This is a genomic window from Mycolicibacterium canariasense (assembly GCF_002101555.1).
Taxonomy (GTDB): domain Bacteria; phylum Actinomycetota; class Actinomycetes; order Mycobacteriales; family Mycobacteriaceae; genus Mycobacterium; species Mycobacterium canariasense.
Genome location: NZ_LQOL01000032.1, coordinates 21,224 through 40,762, shown reverse-complemented (window position 1 = coordinate 40,762; position 19,539 = coordinate 21,224). Strand labels below are relative to the sequence as shown.

Genomic DNA, 19,539 nt, shown 5'->3' with positions numbered 1-19,539 from the left:
CGGCGCCGTCAAGGGTCGGAGGTCGTCGGGGCAAGGGACCTATGCCCGGAAGGTGATCGCCAGGACGGCGAGATCGGCGGCCAGAAGTCCGAGTGCCACCACCGGGACCCAGACCGCGTGTTTGCGCGATGCGGTGAAGAATGATGCGACGATCGCCGCCAAAGCCACGAATGGCGGGCCGTACCCGAGAATCCCGAACCAGAATTCCCCGGGACCCATATGGGGGCACGCACCCTCGGTGCATCGCGCAAGGCCCATCACGGCGGCGAAAGCGAACAGCATCACCGCCATCGCAACCGGCACGGTCAACAGCGCCAACAGCCAGTTGAGCCACACGGGGCTTCCGCCGCGCCGCTCTGAGACAGATTTCTCCGCCGAGACGCCAGTCGAAGTATCCATCAGCCCACTTCCTTGTTCGCTCGTCCCCGGCGTGTCGCGGGACGTCGGGGAATCACATCACCCCGTGTGACCCGGGCACTAGGGCCTGAAGTCCCTTCACGGGCGCGGTCGCATGTGGGACATATGGCTCTAGGTCGCGGTCGAGCGCTACGACTAGAGTCCTGGGCAGCCGCTCGTTCCCGGAACCGAGAGAGGACGGCAGGGCAACACGTGAAGATCGAGAAAATCGTTGTCGGCGTGGATGGTTCGGATCCCGGACAGGTCGCCTTGGAGTGGGCCGCCGCCGAGTCGGCGCTGCACGGTGCAACGCTGGTCCTGTTGCACGCCGCCGCGCCGCCGATCGCCGCCTGGCCGGTGGCACCGGCGCCGAGCGGATATCTGGAATGGCAGCTCGACCGTGGCAAGGACATTCTGCACGCGGCTGCCCGCACCGTGCGCGAGGCGACGAACGGATCCGTCGACGTGGTCAGCGAGTACGCGCAGGCAGCGCCGGCCGCCGCGTTGATCGACGCGTCACGCACGGCCGGAATGGTCGCGGTGGGGGCACGTGGCCGCGGAGCGCTCGCCCGTACCGTTCTGGGCAGTGTCAGCACCGCCGTTGTGCATCGCGCCCATTGCCCCGTGGCGGTGATTCACGACGGACACCGGCCGTCGGGCTCCCGTGCCCCGGTCCTGCTGGGTTATGACGGGTCCACCGCGTCCGAGGAAGCGACCACCCTGGCGTTCGAGGAGGCTGGTCGCCGCGGTGTCGATCTCGTCGCCCTGCACGCGTGGTGGTCCGCGGGGGCCTTCGAGCTGCCCGGCTTCGACTGGGATGAATTGCGACCGGACGTCGATGCCGAGGTCGCCGGACAGCTGGCCTCCTGGCAACGCCGCTACCCACAGGTGAACGTGCAGCGCGTGGTGGTTCCCGACCAGCCGGCCCGACGACTGGTCGAACTGTCCGACACCGCGCAACTTGTCGTCGTCGGAAGTCATGGATACGGGGCGGTGACGGGAGCCCTTCTGGGCTCCGTCAGCGGCACCGTGGCCCAGGCGGCGAAGGCACCGATCGTGGTGGTGCGCTCGCGCTGACTGTCGTCTGGGCAGAGTCGGCCAACTCAGCGGGACCCGGCAGACCGACGCCCTGCGCGACAAGGCCGGACCGCACCAACGCATCGACCACGAAGCGGTTCACCGGGCGCGAGTGGAAGAACCCGGTGTGCCCACCGCTATACCATTCGATCTGCGGCCGGCCCCAGTGCTCCCACAGTCTGGTGACCTGTTCGCGGGGGTGCACCACCTGATCCGCCAGACCCGCGTAGATGAATCTCCCGGCGGGCGGGACACGTGGCGACAGGGCAAGCGGTGAGATCATCCGACCGAGCGCGGTGGCCAACAGGATTGTTCGGCGTCGCGGATCATCGCGGCCCAGACCGGAATGCCGGCTCAGCAGGTCGATGAGGTCGGCGACCGGCACGCCCAGCACCGCACACGTCAGGTCCCGATCAAGGCTTGCCACCAGCGCGGCGATGAAACCACCCAGTGACAGTCCGTACAGTCCGACCGCGGCCCCTGGCTGCTGCTGGCGGATCCAGGCCAACAGACCGCGGATATCCCATACGGCCTGCGCTGTCGCGTGGATATCGTCGAGAATGTCCGCGCCGGGGAAGACCGCACCTTTGGGCAATCCCTTGGCCCTGGGTCCGTGCATTGGAAGCACCGGGAGCACCACATTGAGCCCCAGTGCATCGTGCAGATACCAGGCCCGGAACAATGCGAGATCGATGGCCGCCCGGCCCATTTCGGTTCCGTGCACGCACACCAACCACGGACGCGGCTCGTGGTGGCGCAGCAGAAGTCCATATGCCCTGGCGTTCGCGCGATACGTGGTCCATCGCGTCCCGCCGGGCTCACCTGGGCCCGGAGCAAAGCCGCTTTCCCAGCGCATCCGGGCGTAGAACCGGCTTCCGCGCCGTACTGGGGTCACCTCGACATCCGCCAACGGACCTGGCGCGGTGAAGAAGCTGGTGGGCTCGGCCAAACACCCGCGGGCACCGTAGAACTCCAGCGCGGCGACAACTTCGCCGTGAATCCGCTCGAACTCATGCTCGTCGCCGAGTGGGCGGCGGGCGCGAAGACCGATCAACGCAACCTCATCGCGGAGGGCCTCGGCCGTCAGGGCCAACGTCGGCCGGGCGACGGGCAGATCCGGTGAGTCGCCGTACAGGTAGTCCCGCCAGGACCGTGCGTAGTACCCACCGGTCCGGGTGAGCGGTCGGAGCACTCCGTGCAGTGGCGATCTCATCGTGTCGACGCTATCCGCGAGAACTGGCCGGACGCAGGAGCACTCGGTCACCACCCGATCCGGACACGACACCATCGACGGTCATTGGCCGGCCGATTCTGTGGACTCCCCGGCAAGGTACTTGTCGGCGTTCTCCACCGCGGCTCTCAACTGCCGATCCGCCTGATCGACATCGGACACGAACTCCGCGTCGTAGCTGTTCTGCGTCTGCTCCAATACCGACAGGCACATATGCGCCGCGGCGTGAGCGTCTGTGGCCGCCGCCTCGAGTTCGGCGCTCAGATCCGGTTGCGGTGCGGGCAGATGGGCGACGAGTTCGACGGCGGCGATGTCATGCATCCTCTGGCATGCCGCGGTGAGTCCGGGCCGGTCACCGCGCTGCACCGAACGCTGCGCTTCGTCGAGCGCATTTTGTAACGCCGTCACCTCGCCGTACGTGACCGACCACCATTGCACGAACGCCGCACGCTCGGACCGGGTGATATGGCCCGTGTCCTGCGGGGCGCCGGACCGACCGATCACCACCATCGCCGCGACGACCAGCCCGGCGACACCGAACGTGACAGCGGCTACCGCCGCCACCGAGCGATACCAACGACGCCGGGACGCGCGAATCGTGGTCATGATTCAGCGCGACGACCGCACGTGCTCGTCGACGCACACGCCGACAGCCCGATCTCGGCCCGGTTGGTTCGAATCGTTCATCGTCGCAGCCCTTCTATTCGGTTGTCATGCACGGTAATCCCGCTGAACTCGCGTCGAACAGGGCCGAATGTCATCTCTGGCCCTGACTTGTCGTCGTCGCATCGTTCGTCATCGTTCTCTGCCCGTGGCAGCACGAGTACCTCCAGCCGCGCCTGCATCGCGTCCAATTCCCGGTTTCCGACCAGCGAAGCCAGCAGTGCCGTGTCATCGGCTGTGGTGACGATCAGGTGATCCAGATCGGGATGCTGCAACACCATCGCGATCAGGTCCGTCGGCCGCGGCATCACCCATACATCGAGATCAGCCTCCGGACAGACCGATCGGGCCTCGCGCGTATACGCATCGGGTTCTGTTCCGTGCGGAGCCAGCACCATCACGGCACTGTCGCGCAGCCGCGCCTCGCGCATCGCAGCGTGCAGCACCCTCGCCGCAGCCGCCTCCGTTGCGATGACCGCGACCACCCATCCGTCCTCGGACGCCCACCGCTGTCGCTGCGGATTCCATAACAACAGCACCGGTGACCGCGCCGCACCCAATACTGCTGATGCTCGCGCGTCCTGCGCGTCGAGGCACAGCAGCGCTGCCCGGTGCGGGCGGGTGACGAGAATGTCTGCCTCAGCGCCGCAATCGACTCGGGTACCGACCCGCAGATCGGCACCCGCCGCACCGAGAGCCTCCGTCGTTGCCGAGCGGAGCACCTCCGCGGCCTGCCGTTCGCGGGTAGTACGGGTGCCGTCCAAAACCGGCAGCGCGGCGAGCAGCAATAGGCCGGTTCCGCGGCCGGTCGCCTCCCGTGCCGCGTACCGTACAACAGCCTTCGAGGACGACGATCCGTCGACGTAGGCAACGACCGGCGGGGTGGAGGCGTCCATGGGCAAGACTTTCGGTCATCCGAACACGTCAGTGATCACCTGAGGCTATGACCGCGTGAGGGTCCATCACGACTGGCTTTGGTCTGTGCGCGTGGGGACCTTGGTCCCACGACCGCTCACCGAACCCCGGACGCCGCGGGCCGCACCGGCGCGGATTCATTCCACGGTGAGCGGCACACTCCATACGACTTCGGTACCGCCACCCGCGCGATCTCCGACGGTGAACTCGCCATGGGCCGACTCGGCCCGCCGGGCCAGATTGCGTAGCCCGCTGCTGCGCCGGTTGTCGGGCGGTATGCCTCTGCCGTTGTCGGAGACCGTGATGGACAGTTCGTCATCGACCGTGATGCTCGCGATGATCTCGGTGGCGCCCGAGTGGCGGATCGCATTGCTCAGCGCCTCGGTGAAAACGGCTTCCGCATGGTCGGCGAGGGTGGCCGTGACGACGCTCAGCGGACCGCTGACGTTCAGCGAGGCGGCCACATCGATGTTTTCGGTGAGGCTTTCGAACAGGTCATGGATACGCGACGGGAAACCCTCGTGCGTTGCCGACGACTTCTGCAGATTGAAGATGGTGGTGCGGATATCGGTGATCACCGATTGCAGTTCGTCGACCGACCGGGAAACCCGTTGGACCAACTGGGGGTTACGCATGCGGGCGATGACCCCTTGCAGATCCATCCCCACCGCGAACACGCGTTGGATCACCTGGTCGTGCAGGTCGTGGGCGATGCGCTCTCGGTCGGAAAGCAGGTTGAGTTCCGCGGTGTCGCGCCGGGCCCTGGCAATTGTGAGCGCGATGGCCGCATGGCCGGCGAAGTCGCGCACCAGGCTGAGATAGGAGGTGTCGAACGGCGGCGCAGAAGCGTTGCGTGCCACGGCGATCACGCCCAGGGTGTGCTGCTCGGCCCGCAACGGTGCGACGATCGCCGGACGTTCACCGGCATCGGTGAAGGCCTCGATCGGCCGGCGGAACGTCTCGGTGATCATCGGCTCACCGGAGCGGAAGACCTCTCCGGTGGTGGAGCCGCTCACCGGGATGCGCTGCCCGAGCACGTCGTCGGCATACGTGCCGACGGCGGCGGACACCAGCAACGTCTGCACCTCGTCCACGACGGCATCCGGGTCATCGGGGATCAGCACGATGGCCTGCTCAGCGTCGGTGAGCTCGAGAGCGCGTTCGGCGATGAGCCGCAGCGGCCGTAGCAACTCGGGATGGTCGTCGGAGAGCACTGCGGCGGTGATCTCCCGACTGGCATTCGTCCACGACGCGGCCATCCGCATCTGCTTGAACAAGCGCGCATTGTCTATCGCGACCGCTGCCACCGACGCCAGCGCGCGGACCGTCAGCTCATCGGCGGCGGTGAAGCGGTGCCCGGGCCGGTCATCGGCCATGTACAGGCTGCCGTACGGTTCACCCCGAATCCGGATCGGCATGCCGAGAAAAGACCGCAGCGGCGGGTGACCGTCCGGAAAGCCGGCCGAGGCGGGGTGTTCGGCGAGATCCTCCAGGCGCAACAGATCCGTCCGTTCCCGCAGCGCCCCCAATATCCCCTTGCCGACCGGCAGGTGACCGATGCGCTGCACGGTGCGCGGGTCCATACCCTCGTGCACGAACGAGGTGAGCAGGTTATCGGGCCCCCACACCCCGATCGCGCCGTAGCGTGCCGTGGTCAGCGTGAGCGCGGCGTGGACGATCCGATGCAGTGTCGGATCCAGCTCCAGATCGGAGCTGATCTCGATGGCCAGTTGGAGCAGCAGTCCCAGTTGATCCCGGTCGGCCGCAAGCTCGTCGAGCTGATCGTGGATGCGCCGCAGCTCGTCCGGCCGCCGCCACGCGAAAGCCGAGCTCGGTCTGCTGTCCTCCGTCATCCGGTCCCCTGCGGTGCTGGATTACTCCCTTCTGGAGTGTGCCAGCCAAATCGACCCCGGAAAAGAGTCGCCGGCGTCAATTGCAGACAGAATGCGAACGATGAGGTGCCGTTACGGATAGCCGTAACATATTGGACTATGCCCGCGCAGCGGTTGCACTGTTGGCAATGCGGCACCACCTTCTACGGTCGTGCCGACGCGCAATATTGCGGCAGCGCCTGCAGGCAGCGGGCCTACCGCAGGCGGAGTCAGGGAGATCCCGGCGACGGCAAAGTGCTCGCCCGGCGCACCGTCGCCCGCGCGCGGAAAGCACGCAAGCAGGCCACCGAAACCCGCCTGCACGCCCTCGCGGCACGTCAGCGCGCCGCGGATGCACGCCTCAGGCGGGGGAAGACCTCGGGCGAAGTTCCGTTCGACTGAATACGTACCCGAGTATGTCGGCCAGGCTCTGCAATCTGTCGTGGTCGAACTCGGGGATGTCGAAGCCGAACCGCGGGTGTACCCCGCCAAGGACCTTCAACCAGTCCAGGTCGATCTGCCGCTCGACCGTGTGGTCGTCGTTGGCGCCGTGGTCAACGAGACTCGGGGTGACGGCCAAGTCCTTGACCTCTTCGGTGACCACGTTCACGACGATTGTCCGGCGTTGCGTACCGGTAGAACACCGATCTGCGCGGCAACCGGCAAATTGTCCATCACCCGGTCGAGCAATGCGCTGCACGCCGAACCGTCGTCGTGCAATTGGCGGTAGCCACGATGCAGCAGGAAAACGTCGAGCCGACGGTCGATGGGCCAGTGCGCATAGACATCGTCGGTGAACTCCGACCGAAGAAACTGCCAGGCCACGTCGTCGAGCTGGCTTCGAGTCAGGCTGACTCTGGCGGTCGCGGTACCCATCGTCACTCCCTCCGGAACCGGTGCTGATCCATCGTGTTCCGGTGGACCGAACGGGGCATAGAGACCAAAGTCACCAGTGCACCGAAGGGACTTTGGTCCTCAACGGCGGGTGCCCTTTACCCCTGCTCACGGGAGCCACGTTCGATCACCATCGAGAGATGCCGAACAACTCCACCCGCCCAGGCCATTCGACGATGCGCAGGTTCAACAAACATCTACTCAATCCGCTGATGCTCAAACTGGCGGGTCGCAAACATTGGTACGCCGCGGTGATCCAGCACGTCGGGCGCCGCACCGGCATCGTTCATCGGACCCCGGTCGTGGCGATCCGGACCGCGACGGGCGTACTCATCCCGCTGCCCTACGGCGCCGACACGGACTGGTTCCTCAACTCCCGCGCCGCCGGAACCGCCACCGTCACCGCCGGCGGCGAACGCTGCGAGGTGGTCAGCCCACGCGTCGTCGACAGTGCGGTGGCCGCTGCCGCGCTGCCTGAGCGACGTCGGCAGGTATTCGAACGATTCGGAATCGACCAGTTCGCCGAATTCGACCTGGCGCCCGAGACCAAGGAGGCCGGACATGACCGATAACGCTTTGCACGCAATCACCAAGGCACGCGGGCCGTTCGTCTCGCTGCTCGTCGACGACAGCCACGAAACACACGACGCGGCGCAACAGGCACACGCCCGCTGGACGGTCATCGCCAGGGAACTGGAGGACAACGCGGTGTCCGCAGACGTGATCGCCACCCTGCAACGGGCCGTCGTGCGCAGTCTCCCAGCGGCGGGCCGAAAGGGCCGGTTGATCATCGCCGGGCCCGACGGCGTGCTGCTCGACGAGCAGCTCGCCACGGTGCCGGTGGCCACGATACTGCGGGTGTCCTCTTACCCGTATCTGTTGCCCGTGCTGGCCGTTTCGGCCGCACACCGGCCGTACGTGTTCGTATCCGTCGATCATCTCGGCGCCGATCTCGCAGTGCACGGACACCACGGAACTCGCACGGAAACCGTCGAGGGACCGGGCTTTCCGGTCCACAAACCGGCCGCCGCCGGCTGGCACGGTTACGGCGATGTCGAACATTCCGCCGAGGAGGCGGTGCGGATGAACATCCGTTTCGTCGCCGAGCAGGTCACCGCCGCCGTCGATGGCTGCGATGCCGCCATCGTCTTCGTCTGCGGTGAAGTGCGGGCCCGCACCGAGCTCATCTCGGCGCTGCCAGCCCGGGTCGGCACGCTGGCCGTCCCCCTTCCGGGCGGTGCACAGGGCCGCCGCACCACCGAACGGGAGGTCGCCGAACGAGTGGCCGCGGAATTCGCACGCCTGGAGCAGGAACGGGTCGCCGACGCGGTGGCCCGATACGAGGCCGAGACGGCGCGCCGGTCGGGGCTGGCAGTCCAGGGGTTGCCGGACGTATGTGCGGCGTTGTCCGACGGTGCCGTGGAGACGCTGATGGTCGGGCCGCTGGGTAGCGCCACGGTGGTCACCGGACACGATCTCGGCATCATCGCTCCGGATGCCGACTCCCTTTCCGAGTTCGGCGAAGCGCCTGTTGGGGTAGCACCGGCCGATGAAGCCCTGCCCTTCTTGGCCGTGCTCTCGGGCGCATCTGTGGTTCGGGTACCAGACGGACCGTCGCTCACCGACGGAGTGGGGGCGCTGCTGCGCTATCCGAGGGCCGCGTCATCGAGGGTCCAAGGACCCTAGAGCGGCGCCTCGCCAACGGCCCAGGATCGGCAACAACCAGTCATGACACGTACACACGAGGAACGGCAGATGAGTGACTCGCAACTGACAGGCGCTCCTGTCACCGGCCCAGACACCACTGACATGGAGGATCAGCTGCAGCCCCAGGACACGCTGGTGGACCGCGGCGTCACCGACGCGCTCGACGAGGGGTTCTCGGCGCCGGAACGGCCGGTCGGAACGGCCGCCCTCATACCGTCGGGCGATATGGATCGTCTTCTTGCGCAGGAGGAGCCCGATCCGGCAGCACGCCTCAACGTGCCGCTGGACGAGGCCGAACTGCACCGCTCCGATGCCGCCGAGCAGGAGGCCGAGTTCCCCCGGCATGAGGAGGTGGGACGCGCCCGTGCCGGACGACTCGTCGCCCCCGACCTCGGACACGGTGAGGATACCGAAGCACAACTCGTCGCAACGGACGTCGGCATCTGCGGTGGAGCCGCGTCTGCGGAGGAGGCCGCCGTGCACGTGATCGAGAACGCCGACCAAAGTCTTGTGGTCGATGAATGATCCGGTTCGGACCGGGCTTACCAGGGAGCACTCACATGCAGCAGTCCCACGCTTTCACAACCGCGCAGGTGCGGGTGACAACCATCACGGCCGAACTCGATGGTCTCCTGACCATCCCAGACAACCCCTGCGGCGCAATCATATTCGCACATGGAAGTGGTAGCAGCCGGCACAGTGTGCGCAACCAGTACGTCGCAGGAGTGCTGAACGACGCCGGGTTCGCGACACTGCTGTTCGACCTGCTCACCCGAGCCGAGGAAGCCGACCGCGCCAATGTCTTCGATATCGGGCTGCTGGCGCACCGGCTCATCGATGTCACCGGCTGGCTCACGAACCATCCGGACACCGCCGGATTACCGATCGGGTTCTTCGGCGCCAGTACGGGAGCCGGTGCGGCGCTGGCGGCGGCCGCCGACGAGCGAATCGACATCGCGGCAGTGGTGTCCCGCGGAGGACGTCCTGATCTCGCAGGCCCGCGACTGGCCGATGTCACCGCACCGACCTTGCTGATCGTCGGCGGACGCGACGAAATCGTGCTGGAACTCAATCGCCGCGCCCAGGCGGCAATGACGGCCGAATGCCGCATCGCTGTCATCGACGGCGCAACACACCTTTTCGAGGAGCCCGGCACCCTGGAGCAGGCAGCACTGTTGGCCCGGGACTGGTTCATCCGCCACCTGGTCGGCGTCGCCACGTCCTGAACCGGCCGGCCCGATCCGCTATGGGTCTGCGGTCTCGACGACGGCGCCCGTCCCGTCGCCACACCGACACCAGGGACCAAAGGCTCTCCAAGGCAGGGATATACGGCCGTATCCGACGGCGATCCGAATTGATGTGATTGGGAGACGGACTCACCGAGGAGCTACCGATGAAGACCTTCATCTGCTTGGGCCGGCGCAAGGGCACCACTCCGGCCACCAGGTACATTCTCACCGATCGCCTGCACCGGGAACGCTGTGTCTGCGTATCGGCCGATCAGCTCGACACGACGGTGGCGAACTGGCTGGCACAACTCGGGGTGCACAGCAGCATCGCCTCGGACTTCGCCCGCACGGTGTGCGAAGGCAACTGGGCCGCGGCGCACGCATTGGCTGATGCCCTGTCGATCGATGTCGCCGTGGCGGCTTGATGGTCCTTGGAAACCGTGATTGCGATCGCGTTCAGCGCCCCGCAGTAGCGTCGAAACCATCGAAAAGGCAGTCGACCTCGGTCCGGCTGAACGCCGAGGTGCCCGGTGTCTGTAGTTTCGCCGTCGCCGCCGCAATCCCGTAGCGCACCGCCGCAGGAAGCGGCCATTCCCGGGCCAGCCCGACGACCAGACCCGCGACCAACGCATCTCCGGCGCCCACCCCACTGACCGCGGACACCGGAATGGCAGCGATGCGTGAACTGTCGTGTGCCGTCACCAGAAGCGCGCCCTCCTCGCCGAGCGAAACCACAACCACTTCGGCCCTGCCGGCGTCGATGAGTTCCTGCGCCGCAGCCACCTGATCGGCTTCGCAGGCAAGCGGACGACCGACACATTCGCGCAGCTCCCGCAGGCTCGGCTTCAGCAAGAACACGCCCGAGGTGATGTGTGTCAACCCTCCGCCGGAGGTGTCGACGACCAGGCGGACATTCCGCAGGCGGCAGATGTCAGCCACCCGCTGATAGAAGTCGGGCGGGACGCCGGGCGGCAGGCTACCGCTCGCGACGACGAAGTCGGCCGACACCGCGGCGTCCGCCAGTAGGGTGAGGCACCGCCGCTGTTCCTCGACAGTCAGAACGGGCCCGGGCAACACGAAACGGTACTGCTGTCCCGTTGCACACTCGTTCACGGTCAGGCTCTGCCGGGTGATCCCGTTTACGGCGATGGGCAGATTGGGCACGTGCGCCGCATCGACCAGTTCCACGACGTGTGTCCCCGTCGACCCACCCGCGGTGAGGACCGCCAGGACGTCGGCGCCCAGGGCGTGGGCGAATCGGGCCACGTTGACGCCACCACCACCGGCATCGTATCGCTCTGCACGGCAACGGATCTTGTCCGTAGGTCGGACATGACCAGCCTCGACGGTGACATCGAGTGCCGGATTCATCGTCAGGGTGAGAATCACCGGATCCCTCAGAGGCCGGTGGGATAGGTTTCCGGTGTTTCTCCGGCGGCCCACGTGCTGGTGGGCTCGAGGGGCTCCAACGCGGTGGTCCGGTCGATGTGGATGATCGCGTCGAACTGGTCACCGGGCCGCACGTGGTAATAGTGGCTCTGCCGCTCGGTGGCCGGCAGGTAGATGACGCCGATCGCCCGCCCCAGACGGACGGCGTCCAGCGGCTCGGCGACGTCACGAGTGATCTGTGACGACACCAGGAACTCGGGCCTGTCGACCTCGTGCATGAGTTCTTCGACGCTGCCGTTCAACGCCGGCCGGACCACCTTGCGTTCGGCCACGCCGCCCCACTCGCTGGCGGCGGTGACCGTGCCGCTGTACGTCGTGAAGCCGATCAGCCGGGATTGCTCACCGTAACTCTCCCGCACCAGTTGACCCAGCGTCAGCTGCCCGTCCGCACCGACTTCGGTCGCCCTGGCGTCTCCGACGTGAGAGTTGTGTGCCCACACCACGATCCCGACCGGCTCATCATGGTCGTGTCGGTGCAGATGGGCACGCAAGGTCTTGAGGGTCTGGAACATGTGTTGGTCCCGCAGGTTCCACGACGTGACGCGGCTGCCGAACATGGCCCGGTAGTACACTTCGGCGTTTCGGACGGTCTGCGCATTCTGCTGCGCATAGAACAACGCATCCTCGGCCAACAGACCATCGCGACGCGCGTACTGCAGCGCGGCACGTTGCAGCTCGACCAACTGCTCGACCACCTGTCGCTCACACGACATGCCGGCGCCGAACGCGGCGGCGAAACCGTAGGCCTGTCCGTCGTCGCCGGACGTGCGATCGAAGCAGGCGTATCGCTCCCTGGCCCGTTGGGCCGCGTCGGGATCCACATTCTCCAGGTAGTTGATGACCTCGTCCATCGACCGGTGCAGGCTGTAGAGGTCCAGCCCGTAGAAACCGGCCTCGCGCCGGCCCTGCGCCCGACGCTCGGTGTTGTGCAAGCGAAGCCATCCGACGAAGTCGCGCACCACGGTGTTGCGCCACATCCAGGCGGGGAAGCGTTCGAACCCGCTCAAAGCCTCGTCTGCAGAGGCGTCAGCCCCGTAGCCACGGACGTACCGATTCACCCGATACGCGTCCGGCCAGTCGGCTTCCACGGCGACACCACAGAAGCCTTTTTCCTGGATCAGCCATTTGGTGATCTCCGCCCTCGCCTCGTAGAACTCGCGGGTGCCGTGTGAGCCCTCGCCGATCAGGACGACCCTGGCATCGCCGATGATCTCCTCGAGCGCCTCGGTCGGCGGTATACCCGAAGGGGCATCGACAGCGCAGCGGGCGATGATCTCTGCCGGTGTTTCGGCGATCCGAAGCTTGGCGGTGGCGATGCCCACGGTCGGCGTGGCGAGAAGTTCACGCACCTCGTCATCGGTGACCTGTTCGAAGTCCCAGAACGACTCTCCCACGGCGAGGAACGGCGTGGGCATCGACGCACAGACCAGATCGTCCACCAGCGCCGCAAACTCGCGGCATGTCGACTCGGGGGCCGCGGGAACCGCGACGACGATCTCGGCGGGATCCATCTCGCGCAGTGCCTCGACGGCGGCCAACATGCTGGCCCCGGTCGCCAGACCGTCATCGACCAAGATCACCGTCTTACCCGCCAATTCCACCGGTGGCCGGCCCGCTCGGTAGGCGCCGACGCGCCGCGCGAGTTCGCGGCCTTCTCGTTCCGCGGCGTCACGCAGTTGTTGTGGGGTGACCCGCAGCGCCCGGATGACGTCGTCGTTGACCACCACCCGGCCACCGGTGGCCAGCGCACCCATCGCGAATTCGTTGTGTCCGGGCGCACCCAACTTCCGGACGACGAAAGTGTCCAGCGGAGCACCCAGTGCCGCAGCGACTTCCCATGCCACCGGCACGCCGCCGCGGGCCAGGCCGAGCACGACGACGCCTTCCTTGCCGCGGTAGCTACCCAGCAACTCGGCCAGGACACGACCGGCCTCGCGGCGATCCCGGAACATTCGCCTGGGCTGATGCCCGCCCAGAGCCCGTGCAGTGGTCATGAGTCACTCCGTTTCGTCATAGATGTTTTCGTGTTGAAGACGACCGGCTGCTGCTGGCCCGCCGGTGTGATGAGCCCGTAGTCACCGTCGTGGCGGCGGTACAGCACGCAGGCGCGCCCCTGACTGGCCTCGATGAAGAACACGAAGGGGAGATCGAGTTGCGTCAGGCGATCGCGTGCCTCGCACTCGGTGAGGCACGGCAGCGGATGGGGACTGATCGTCACCAGCCGTCGGTACGCGGCCACCTGCGCAGCCAGCCCCGGTGCCACCAAGGCCAGCCGGTAACCGGTCGGACCGCCGCGGTACACCAGGGCCGCTGTGCCGGAACCGATCTCGTGAAAGAGGTGGAAATCGTAGGAAAGCAACTCCATTTCACCGACGGCGACGTCAACGGTGCACGGAGCCATCGCGAAGGACTTGCGCCGGGCGATGCCGGGAACCGATTCGGAAGGCGCATCGACACGCTCGGTCGGCCGCCGCCACGGCGGAGCGTCCTGGGAACGGTGCCGCCAGCCTCTGGCCTCCAACACGCGCATCAGCCGGACCCGCAACCGCGATTCCAGCTCGTCGATGGCCGCGCCCGCCGTTGCTGCTTCCGTCTCGGCGCAGATGACCCGCCCACCGACATCAAGGCATGCCTGCGCGACGACAGGATGGTCGACGGCCGGGTCGCGGTGCCTGCTCAGCCTGAGCCGAGCATGAGACACCGGTACGTGGGTGAGCCGGGCAAGCTTGCCCAACTTGGTGCGGGCGTAGTCACCGACATCCGGAAAGTCACCGTCGGTGGAAATCTCAACGTCGAAGGTAGGTGCGGCCTGCGGCACGTCAGTCATGCCTTCGTTGGTACGCCCTACGTGCCCGCATCGTTAGGGCCGAAGGTCACCGGCGAGTACGCCGGCACCGCCTGGAAGGGCATTCCCGACTGGTGCAGCAGACCCTATTCGCCCGACAAACGGCCTCCAGGCCAGGGACTTCGGTCCCTAGTCAGGCACTGCGCCCAGTGGTCGAATTCGTGATGGCAGAACGCCAATCGATACAAGGAGCACACCATGAACAACGTCGCAGTTGCGCAGCACCATCGGCCGGCGTGGCCGGATCTGTCCGAGTTCCTGTCGGGCTTCCCGTCCTGGTCCACCCTTCGACCGATGTTCAACGGCCACATCATCAAGGTCGAAGACGCCATCGCGGACGGCAAGTACGAATTGCAGGCCGAACTCCCCGGGGTCGATCCGGACAAGGACGTGGAGATCACCGTCCGGGGCGGAGTACTCACGATCAAGGCCGAGCGCAGTGAAAAGAAGGAATCCAACGGCCGCTCGGAGTTCTCCTATGGATCCTTCACGCGTTCGGTGACGCTGCCGGCCGGGGCCGAGGAGGACGGCATCAAGGCCAGCTACGACAAAGGCATCCTCAGCGTGTCGGTTCCGCTCACGGAACCCGCGACACCCGAGAAGCGGGTCACGGTCGAATCGTCGAAGTGAACATGTCGTTCTAGGTACGGGGTCACCATGGGCAAACAACGTCCCGTTCTCGCCGGCCTGATGGCCACGGTCGGCGTCGCGGTCCTCTACCGCGCCCATCACCGGCCGCGGACGGCCCGTGGTGTGCACCCGTGCGGCGACCACCGCACCTGGCCACCGACGCCCATGACCGTCCTCGACGGTGGTCGAGTCACCGATTGCCGCAAGGACACCGGAGTTCCTGATGCGCCGGCGTTCCGGTAACCCACCGGTGGTCGTGGGCATCGACGGATCCGACGCCGCGGTGAATGCGGCGTTATGGGGTGTCGACGAAGCGATCAGGCGGGACGCGCCGCTACGACTGGTCTATGTTGTGGACGACGAACGTTTGCCGGGAACCGTTCACGCTGACACCCAGATCGAGAACGAGTCCGCCGAGCGCGCGCTGCAGCACGCCGTCGAAGCCATTGCGGCAACGGGCAAACCGGTGTCCACCTACCCGGTGGTCCGGCGCGGGCATTCCGCGGCCGCGCTGATCGCGGAATCACGCGATGCGGCCCTGGTATGCGTCGGATCGACCGGGATCGACTGGGTGGCCGGAAAGGTGCTCGGTTCCACGGCCGAGTCGGTGGCCGAACACGCGGACTGCCCGGTGGCCGTCGTACGGCACGATGATGCCGTCACGACGAACCGCAACGGTGGGGTCATCGTGGTCGGCTTCCGACGCGCGCAGCGCGACGATGCCGTCTTCCGTGCTGCCTTGGACGAAGCCAGGAATCGGCACGCACCGCTGATAGCGGTGGGAGTCTGGCAAGACGACTTCGGGAAGACCCCGTACACGGCGCTCGAGCAGTGCGTCGAGCAGTGGACGCACCGCTACCCCGATGTGCATGTCTACCCGGTGCCGACACTGGCCGACCTGCCCCGGTTCCTCGCCGACAACGCCGACGGACAGATCCAACTGGCCGTACTCGGTGCGGATGACGCCGACAAGGTGGCCACAATTATTGGCCCACAGAGTTATTCACCTCTCCCCCACGGCCGGTGCTCGGTTCTGGTCGTGCGGTGATATCCACGCTGACTTCCACCGAGCACACCATCGATCCCCACAATGAAAGGAATAGTTCATGAGCCTCAACACCAAACTCCAGCAGGGCATCCTCGCCGCGGTCGACGGGTCGGGAGCTTCCGACGACGCGGTGCGCTGGGCGGCCACCGAGGCAGCCCGGCGTGGCCAGGACCTGACCATCGTCAACGTGATCAGCACCCTCAGTGCCGGTTGGTCCGGTCCCGGGATGTTCGGTTCACCGATCAGCGAGGAATTCGGCCTTTGGCAGCAACAACAAGCCGACCAGATCATCGCCGACTCCGTGCGCATCGCCCGCGAAAGCGTGCCCGGCGTCGAGCTGCACATCAACACCGAGACACCGGTTGCCGCAGTGGTGCCCACGCTGATCGACCTGACCAAGCAAGCCGGCATGGTGGTGGTCGGCAGTCGACGGATGGGCGCGGTGGGCCGTGCGCTCCTGGGATCGGTCAGCACCGCGCTGCTGCACCACGCGCATTGCCCGGTGGCGATCATCCGCGGCACCGTTGCCGCGGCACACGAGAACGGGCCGGTGGTGCTCGGTGTCGACGGATCGCCCGCATCCGAGCGTGCGACGGCGCTGGCCTTCGACGAGGCCTCGTGGCGGCACGCCGAACTGGTCGCACTGCATGCCTTCAGTGATGTGGAGTGGCCGGAGGTGATGCCCGTACCGTGGTCGGCGGTCGAAGCCGAGGCCGGTGAGATCCTGTCCGAACGGCTGGCCGGATGGCAGGAACGCTACCCCGACGTCGCCGTACGGAAGATCCTCGTGCGCGACCACCCAGTCGAACATATTCTGGCGCAGTCGGAAACGGCGCAGCTCGTGGTCCTCGGCAGTCACGGCCGCGGCGGTTTCGCCGGCATGCTGCTCGGGTCGGTGAGTTCGGTGATCGCCCACGAAATCGATACGCCACTGATCGTTGCGCGCAACGACTGACGCGACCGCACTAACACGAGGAACGGAGCGAACGTGCAATCATCGGGACATCGCAGCTCTCACAGAGATACCGTGCGAGACCCACGGCGCAGCCTCGGCGCTGCCGAGGGCGTTCTCGTCGCGCTCGGACAATGCCACCGCGATGACGCGTTCGCCGAGCTTGTCGATGCGGCCAAACGTCACAACGTCTCGGTCATCGAGCTGGCCGAAGCGCTCATGGCGATGGTGGACGACACGATCACGCCAGGCATACGAGGTGCGGTTCTGGCCGCCGCCGAGCAGTCGTGGGGCACGCTGCTCGCCAGACGCTACGCCGGCAATGGCACCAAGAATCCGACGGCCTTGCCCACTTCGCAGCCGGGACATCACCCTCAGCCGCGCCCGAACCTGATGGAGGCGATCCCCCGCGCCGACGAAGCCGACCTCGCCGAGCAATCCGACGGGATGGTTGCGCCCACATTGTTCGCCGACGAGCCCATCGGCAGCATCGAGGCCGATCCGGCCGATGTGCTCGAACAGCGCACGACCGTCGACGATGACGACGAACGGTTGTGGGCGGCCGATCCCGAGGAGGGCGGCGGCTACACCTGAGCGGGAAGCGGTGCGCGGGGAGATCACGATCGCCGGGCGACGATCACCGGCATCCGTGCCCCGTGCACGACCGCAGAGCTCACCGATCCGAGCACCATGCCTTCGAAGCCTCCCCGGCCGTGGCTGCCGACGACGAGCAACTGCGCCTTGTCGGCGTGCTCGAGCAGGCGTCGTGCAGGGTGGTCGCGCTCCACCACGGCACGAACCGCCACCTTCGGATACCGAAGTGTCCAGCGTTCGAGGTACTCGGCAAGCGCACGTCGGGCCGACTGCTCGCCGTCGGTCCAGAGGTAATCGGCGAGATCGTCGATCTGGTCGCTCCAGACGTGCACGGCGACGAGTTGCGCACCGCGGCGTGCGGCCTCGTCGAATGCGATGTCGGTGGCCAAATCGGACGCCGGTGAGCAGTCGGTTCCCACCACCACCGGCGCATGCGCCGGATCCGGCATCAACGGATCTTCGTCGCGCACGACGGCAACCGGGCAGTGTGCCCTGTGCACCAAACCGGTGGAGACCGAGCCGAGCAGCAGTCGGCTGACGCCGCCGAGACCACGGCATCCGACCACGACCATCTCGGCTGCCGCGGACATCTGCACCAATGTGGGGATGGTGGGAGCTTCCATGATGCGGCGCGCAACCGTAATGGCCGGTCGATCCGAGATCGCGTCGGCGACCAGCGTGAGGGCGTCGGTGATCACCTTCTCGGCGCGTCGGTCGCGTTCGGCCCAGTAGCCCTCGGTGATCGGCACGTCCATCCAGGACACCATCGTGCCCGTCGGGACCACATGCACCACGGTCAGTGTGCTGCGGCGTGACTCGGCCTCGCGGGCCGCCCAGTCGACCGCGACCCGGGAAGCGGGTGATCCGTCGGCTCCGACGATGACGCCGAACCGCTTTCCGGTCACTTGGTCAGCACGGTTCATGGTGAGCACCTCCGGTCCGCGCGGGTACGTTTTGAGGAGCATTCTGGTCCCCGGTGGACCGGGCCACGAGGGCCCAAAGTCATCAATCACCCATCGGTGCCGCCATCGCGGTGATCAACGGCGACCTCGAAGGGACCTTCGGCCCTCGTCCCGCCGCGGCGTGGGAACCTAGGTTCGAGGGCAAGCACCAACAAGCCCGCTACGGAGTACCAGATGCGCGATATCGCACCCCCATCCCCGGCCGTCGTCGTCGCCATCGACGGGTCACGCCGAGCGCTCAATGCTGCCCTGTGGGCCGTCGACGAGGCGCTGGTCCGAGACCTTCCGCTGCGGCTCCTGTACGCGATCGAGCCGCATGAGCCGGCTCAGCTCGACAGTCTCTGCACCGCACACGATTTCGCCGTCGCCGAGAGCGCCGTACGGCACGCGGCAATGGCCATCGAATCGACCAACCGCCCGGTGAAGATCGAAGTCGAGATCGTCTACGAACGCCTGCTCGCCGCACTGGCGAAGGCATCGCAGTCGGCCGCAATGCTCTGCGTCGATGCTGCCTGCTTCGGTGAAGCTCCGAGCACACACCGTGGCGTGGTACTTGGGCAGTTGCTCGACCAATCCCATTGCCTGGTCGCCATCGTCAACGGAGAGGAACCCGCACACCGGAATCGTTCCATTGTCACGGGTTTCACCGACTCCCCGGAATGTCCCACCGTGCTCGGGCACGCGATCGACGAAGCCCGACTACGCCACGCCGCGCTGCGAGTCGTGACCGGCTGGCGACCCCGATTCACCGACATCCAGGACAGTCACGCCACTGCCGAGGGCACCAGGCATGCCAAACTGAACCTGGAGCACGCGCTGGACCGGTATCGCCGGCTGTATCCGGAAGTCGATATCGAGGCGGTCGCGGTGGCCGGCAGCCCCATCAATTACCTGGCCAAACACGTCGATACCGTCGGGCTGGTCGTACTGGGTCATGACACCGCCAATCAATTGACCGAACTCGGCGACCCAGGCCTTTATGCCGCACTCACCGACCTGAACTGCTCGGTGCTCATCGCTCCCCGGTACGGCCCATGGTGAGGTGACTTTGGCCCCTAGCGGGCCGGGCGGGCCAG

Annotated in this window: 22 protein-coding genes and 1 pseudogene; 12 read left to right on the top strand and 11 right to left on the bottom strand. The window is 66.6% G+C overall.

Annotated features, from left to right (window positions below; all coding sequences use genetic code 11):
* Nucleotides 1–39 precede the first annotated feature (39 nt).
* Nucleotides 40–399, bottom strand: coding sequence for a hypothetical protein (locus AWB94_RS05330; protein ID WP_062654988.1), 360 nt, complete (start codon nt 397–399; stop codon nt 40–42).
* Nucleotides 400–609: 210 nt separating this feature from the next.
* Here AWB94_RS05330 and AWB94_RS05325 point away from each other — a divergent pair, with 210 nt between their 5' ends.
* Complete coding sequence (locus AWB94_RS05325) at nt 610–1,473, top strand: universal stress protein (RefSeq protein WP_062654989.1); 864 nt, start codon at nt 610–612, stop codon at nt 1,471–1,473.
* On the opposite strand, the gene AWB94_RS05320 is transcribed toward AWB94_RS05325, so the two are convergent.
* The 6 genes from AWB94_RS05320 to AWB94_RS05295 all read right to left on the bottom strand — a co-directional run bounded on the left by AWB94_RS05320 (nt 1,415) and on the right by AWB94_RS05295 (nt 7,029).
* Nucleotides 1,415–2,686, bottom strand: coding sequence for an alpha/beta hydrolase family protein (locus AWB94_RS05320; protein ID WP_234811631.1), 1,272 nt, complete (start codon nt 2,684–2,686; stop codon nt 1,415–1,417). The genes AWB94_RS05325 and AWB94_RS05320 overlap by 59 nt on opposite strands.
* Before the next feature lie 81 nt (nt 2,687–2,767).
* The gene (locus AWB94_RS05315; protein WP_062654990.1) at nt 2,768–3,310 is read right to left on the bottom strand and encodes an ABC transporter ATP-binding protein; all 543 of its coding nucleotides are present in this window, start codon (nt 3,308–3,310) and stop codon (nt 2,768–2,770) included.
* 77 nt (nt 3,311–3,387) lie between these two features.
* Nucleotides 3,388–4,155 (bottom strand): hypothetical protein, encoded by a 768-nt coding sequence (locus AWB94_RS05310; protein WP_131805198.1) that lies wholly within the window; start codon nt 4,153–4,155, stop codon nt 3,388–3,390.
* Between the two features lie 264 nt (nt 4,156–4,419).
* Complete coding sequence (locus AWB94_RS05305; RefSeq protein WP_084394977.1) at nt 4,420–6,135, bottom strand: GAF domain-containing sensor histidine kinase; 1,716 nt, start codon at nt 6,133–6,135, stop codon at nt 4,420–4,422.
* 379 nt (nt 6,136–6,514) lie between these two features.
* Complete coding sequence (locus AWB94_RS05300) at nt 6,515–6,763, bottom strand: hypothetical protein (RefSeq protein WP_062654992.1); 249 nt, start codon at nt 6,761–6,763, stop codon at nt 6,515–6,517.
* The gene (locus tag AWB94_RS05295; RefSeq protein ID WP_062654993.1) at nt 6,760–7,029 is read right to left on the bottom strand and encodes a hypothetical protein; all 270 of its coding nucleotides are present in this window, start codon (nt 7,027–7,029) and stop codon (nt 6,760–6,762) included. Before AWB94_RS05295 ends, AWB94_RS05300 begins: the two co-directional genes overlap by 4 nt.
* Nucleotides 7,030–7,187: 158 nt before the next feature.
* Here AWB94_RS05295 and AWB94_RS05290 point away from each other — a divergent pair, with 158 nt between their 5' ends.
* The 5 genes and pseudogenes from AWB94_RS05290 to AWB94_RS05270 all read left to right on the top strand — a co-directional run bounded on the left by AWB94_RS05290 (nt 7,188) and on the right by AWB94_RS05270 (nt 10,408).
* On the top strand, nt 7,188–7,619 hold the full coding sequence (locus AWB94_RS05290; protein WP_062654994.1) for a nitroreductase family deazaflavin-dependent oxidoreductase: 432 nt from the start codon (nt 7,188–7,190) through the stop codon (nt 7,617–7,619).
* Entirely contained in the window at nt 7,609–8,733 is a 1,125-nt protein-coding gene (locus tag AWB94_RS05285) for an Rv2629 family ribosome hibernation factor (RefSeq protein WP_062654995.1), read from the top strand. Before AWB94_RS05290 ends, AWB94_RS05285 begins: the two co-directional genes overlap by 11 nt.
* 69 nt (nt 8,734–8,802) lie before the next feature.
* Entirely contained in the window at nt 8,803–9,279 is a 477-nt protein-coding gene (locus AWB94_RS05280) for a DUF5709 domain-containing protein (RefSeq protein WP_062655035.1), read from the top strand.
* Between the two features lie 101 nt (nt 9,280–9,380).
* Nucleotides 9,381–9,980, top strand: a pseudogene (locus AWB94_RS05275) (dienelactone hydrolase family protein); the annotation flags it as partial.
* A 167-nt stretch (nt 9,981–10,147) separates the two neighbouring features.
* Nucleotides 10,148–10,408, top strand: coding sequence for an Rv2628 protein family (locus AWB94_RS05270; RefSeq protein ID WP_062654996.1), 261 nt, complete (start codon nt 10,148–10,150; stop codon nt 10,406–10,408).
* 31 nt (nt 10,409–10,439) lie between these two features.
* Here AWB94_RS05270 and AWB94_RS05265 read toward each other — a convergent pair whose 3' ends face one another.
* The 3 genes from AWB94_RS05265 to AWB94_RS05255 are packed head-to-tail and all read right to left on the bottom strand — an operon-like array spanning nt 10,440 to nt 14,259.
* On the bottom strand, nt 10,440–11,372 hold the full coding sequence (locus AWB94_RS05265; protein WP_264022714.1) for a 1-phosphofructokinase family hexose kinase: 933 nt from the start codon (nt 11,370–11,372) through the stop codon (nt 10,440–10,442).
* A gap of 8 nt (nt 11,373–11,380) precedes the next feature.
* Nucleotides 11,381–13,426 (bottom strand): erythromycin esterase family protein, encoded by a 2,046-nt coding sequence (locus AWB94_RS05260; RefSeq protein ID WP_062654997.1) that lies wholly within the window; start codon nt 13,424–13,426, stop codon nt 11,381–11,383.
* Nucleotides 13,423–14,259: a sigma 54 modulation/S30EA ribosomal C-terminal domain-containing protein gene (locus AWB94_RS05255; protein WP_062654998.1), complete on the bottom strand. Its 837-nt coding sequence runs from the start codon at nt 14,257–14,259 to the stop codon at nt 13,423–13,425. Before AWB94_RS05255 ends, AWB94_RS05260 begins: the two co-directional genes overlap by 4 nt.
* A gap of 216 nt (nt 14,260–14,475) precedes the next feature.
* On the opposite strand from AWB94_RS05255, the gene AWB94_RS05250 reads away from it, so the two are divergent.
* From AWB94_RS05250 to AWB94_RS05230, 5 genes are all read left to right on the top strand, one after another.
* Nucleotides 14,476–14,907: an Hsp20/alpha crystallin family protein gene (locus AWB94_RS05250; protein ID WP_062654999.1), complete on the top strand. Its 432-nt coding sequence runs from the start codon at nt 14,476–14,478 to the stop codon at nt 14,905–14,907.
* A 27-nt stretch (nt 14,908–14,934) separates the two neighbouring features.
* Nucleotides 14,935–15,150, top strand: coding sequence for a hypothetical protein (locus AWB94_RS05245; RefSeq protein ID WP_062655000.1), 216 nt, complete (start codon nt 14,935–14,937; stop codon nt 15,148–15,150).
* Nucleotides 15,131–15,955, top strand: a complete 825-nt coding sequence (locus AWB94_RS05240; RefSeq protein ID WP_062655001.1) for a universal stress protein — start codon at nt 15,131–15,133, stop codon at nt 15,953–15,955. Before AWB94_RS05245 ends, AWB94_RS05240 begins: the two co-directional genes overlap by 20 nt.
* 58 nt (nt 15,956–16,013) lie before the next feature.
* A complete protein-coding gene (locus tag AWB94_RS05235; protein ID WP_062655002.1) occupies nt 16,014–16,910 on the top strand; it encodes a universal stress protein in 897 nt (298 codons plus the stop codon).
* Nucleotides 16,911–16,982: 72 nt separating this feature from the next.
* Nucleotides 16,983–17,501 carry an ANTAR domain-containing protein gene (locus AWB94_RS05230; protein ID WP_062655003.1) on the top strand — a complete coding sequence of 173 codons (519 nt, stop codon included), beginning with the start codon at nt 16,983–16,985 and terminating at the stop codon, nt 17,499–17,501.
* Between the two features lie 23 nt (nt 17,502–17,524).
* Here AWB94_RS05230 and AWB94_RS05225 read toward each other — a convergent pair whose 3' ends face one another.
* On the bottom strand, nt 17,525–18,424 hold the full coding sequence (locus AWB94_RS05225; protein WP_062655038.1) for a universal stress protein: 900 nt from the start codon (nt 18,422–18,424) through the stop codon (nt 17,525–17,527).
* A 213-nt stretch (nt 18,425–18,637) separates the two neighbouring features.
* Here AWB94_RS05225 and AWB94_RS05220 point away from each other — a divergent pair, with 213 nt between their 5' ends.
* On the top strand, nt 18,638–19,504 hold the full coding sequence (locus tag AWB94_RS05220) for a universal stress protein (RefSeq protein ID WP_062655004.1): 867 nt from the start codon (nt 18,638–18,640) through the stop codon (nt 19,502–19,504).
* Nucleotides 19,505–19,539: the final 35 nt, after the last annotated feature.

Bases quoted from the DNA above. Each gene is read 5' to 3' on its own strand.
- AWB94_RS05330 (WP_062654988.1), bottom strand. From the start codon at position 399: ATGGATACTTCGACTGGCGTCTCGGCGGAGAAATCTGTCTCAGAGCGG.
- AWB94_RS05320 (WP_234811631.1), bottom strand. From the start codon at position 2,686: ATGAGATCGCCACTGCACGGAGTGCTCCGACCGCTCACCCGGACCGGT.
- AWB94_RS05315 (WP_062654990.1), bottom strand. From the start codon at position 3,310: ATGACCACGATTCGCGCGTCCCGGCGTCGTTGGTATCGCTCGGTGGCG.
- AWB94_RS05305 (WP_084394977.1), bottom strand. From the start codon at position 6,135: ATGACGGAGGACAGCAGACCGAGCTCGGCTTTCGCGTGGCGGCGGCCG.
- AWB94_RS05295 (WP_062654993.1), bottom strand. From the start codon at position 7,029: ATGGGTACCGCGACCGCCAGAGTCAGCCTGACTCGAAGCCAGCTCGAC.
- AWB94_RS05290 (WP_062654994.1), top strand. From the start codon at position 7,188: ATGCCGAACAACTCCACCCGCCCAGGCCATTCGACGATGCGCAGGTTC.
- AWB94_RS05285 (WP_062654995.1), top strand. From the start codon at position 7,609: ATGACCGATAACGCTTTGCACGCAATCACCAAGGCACGCGGGCCGTTC.
- AWB94_RS05280 (WP_062655035.1), top strand. From the start codon at position 8,803: ATGAGTGACTCGCAACTGACAGGCGCTCCTGTCACCGGCCCAGACACC.
- AWB94_RS05270 (WP_062654996.1), top strand. From the start codon at position 10,148: ATGAAGACCTTCATCTGCTTGGGCCGGCGCAAGGGCACCACTCCGGCC.
- AWB94_RS05260 (WP_062654997.1), bottom strand. From the start codon at position 13,426: ATGACCACTGCACGGGCTCTGGGCGGGCATCAGCCCAGGCGAATGTTC.
- AWB94_RS05255 (WP_062654998.1), bottom strand. From the start codon at position 14,259: ATGACTGACGTGCCGCAGGCCGCACCTACCTTCGACGTTGAGATTTCC.
- AWB94_RS05250 (WP_062654999.1), top strand. From the start codon at position 14,476: ATGAACAACGTCGCAGTTGCGCAGCACCATCGGCCGGCGTGGCCGGAT.
- AWB94_RS05245 (WP_062655000.1), top strand. From the start codon at position 14,935: ATGGGCAAACAACGTCCCGTTCTCGCCGGCCTGATGGCCACGGTCGGC.
- AWB94_RS05240 (WP_062655001.1), top strand. From the start codon at position 15,131: ATGCGCCGGCGTTCCGGTAACCCACCGGTGGTCGTGGGCATCGACGGA.
- AWB94_RS05235 (WP_062655002.1), top strand. From the start codon at position 16,014: ATGAGCCTCAACACCAAACTCCAGCAGGGCATCCTCGCCGCGGTCGAC.
- AWB94_RS05225 (WP_062655038.1), bottom strand. From the start codon at position 18,424: ATGAACCGTGCTGACCAAGTGACCGGAAAGCGGTTCGGCGTCATCGTC.
- AWB94_RS05220 (WP_062655004.1), top strand. From the start codon at position 18,638: ATGCGCGATATCGCACCCCCATCCCCGGCCGTCGTCGTCGCCATCGAC.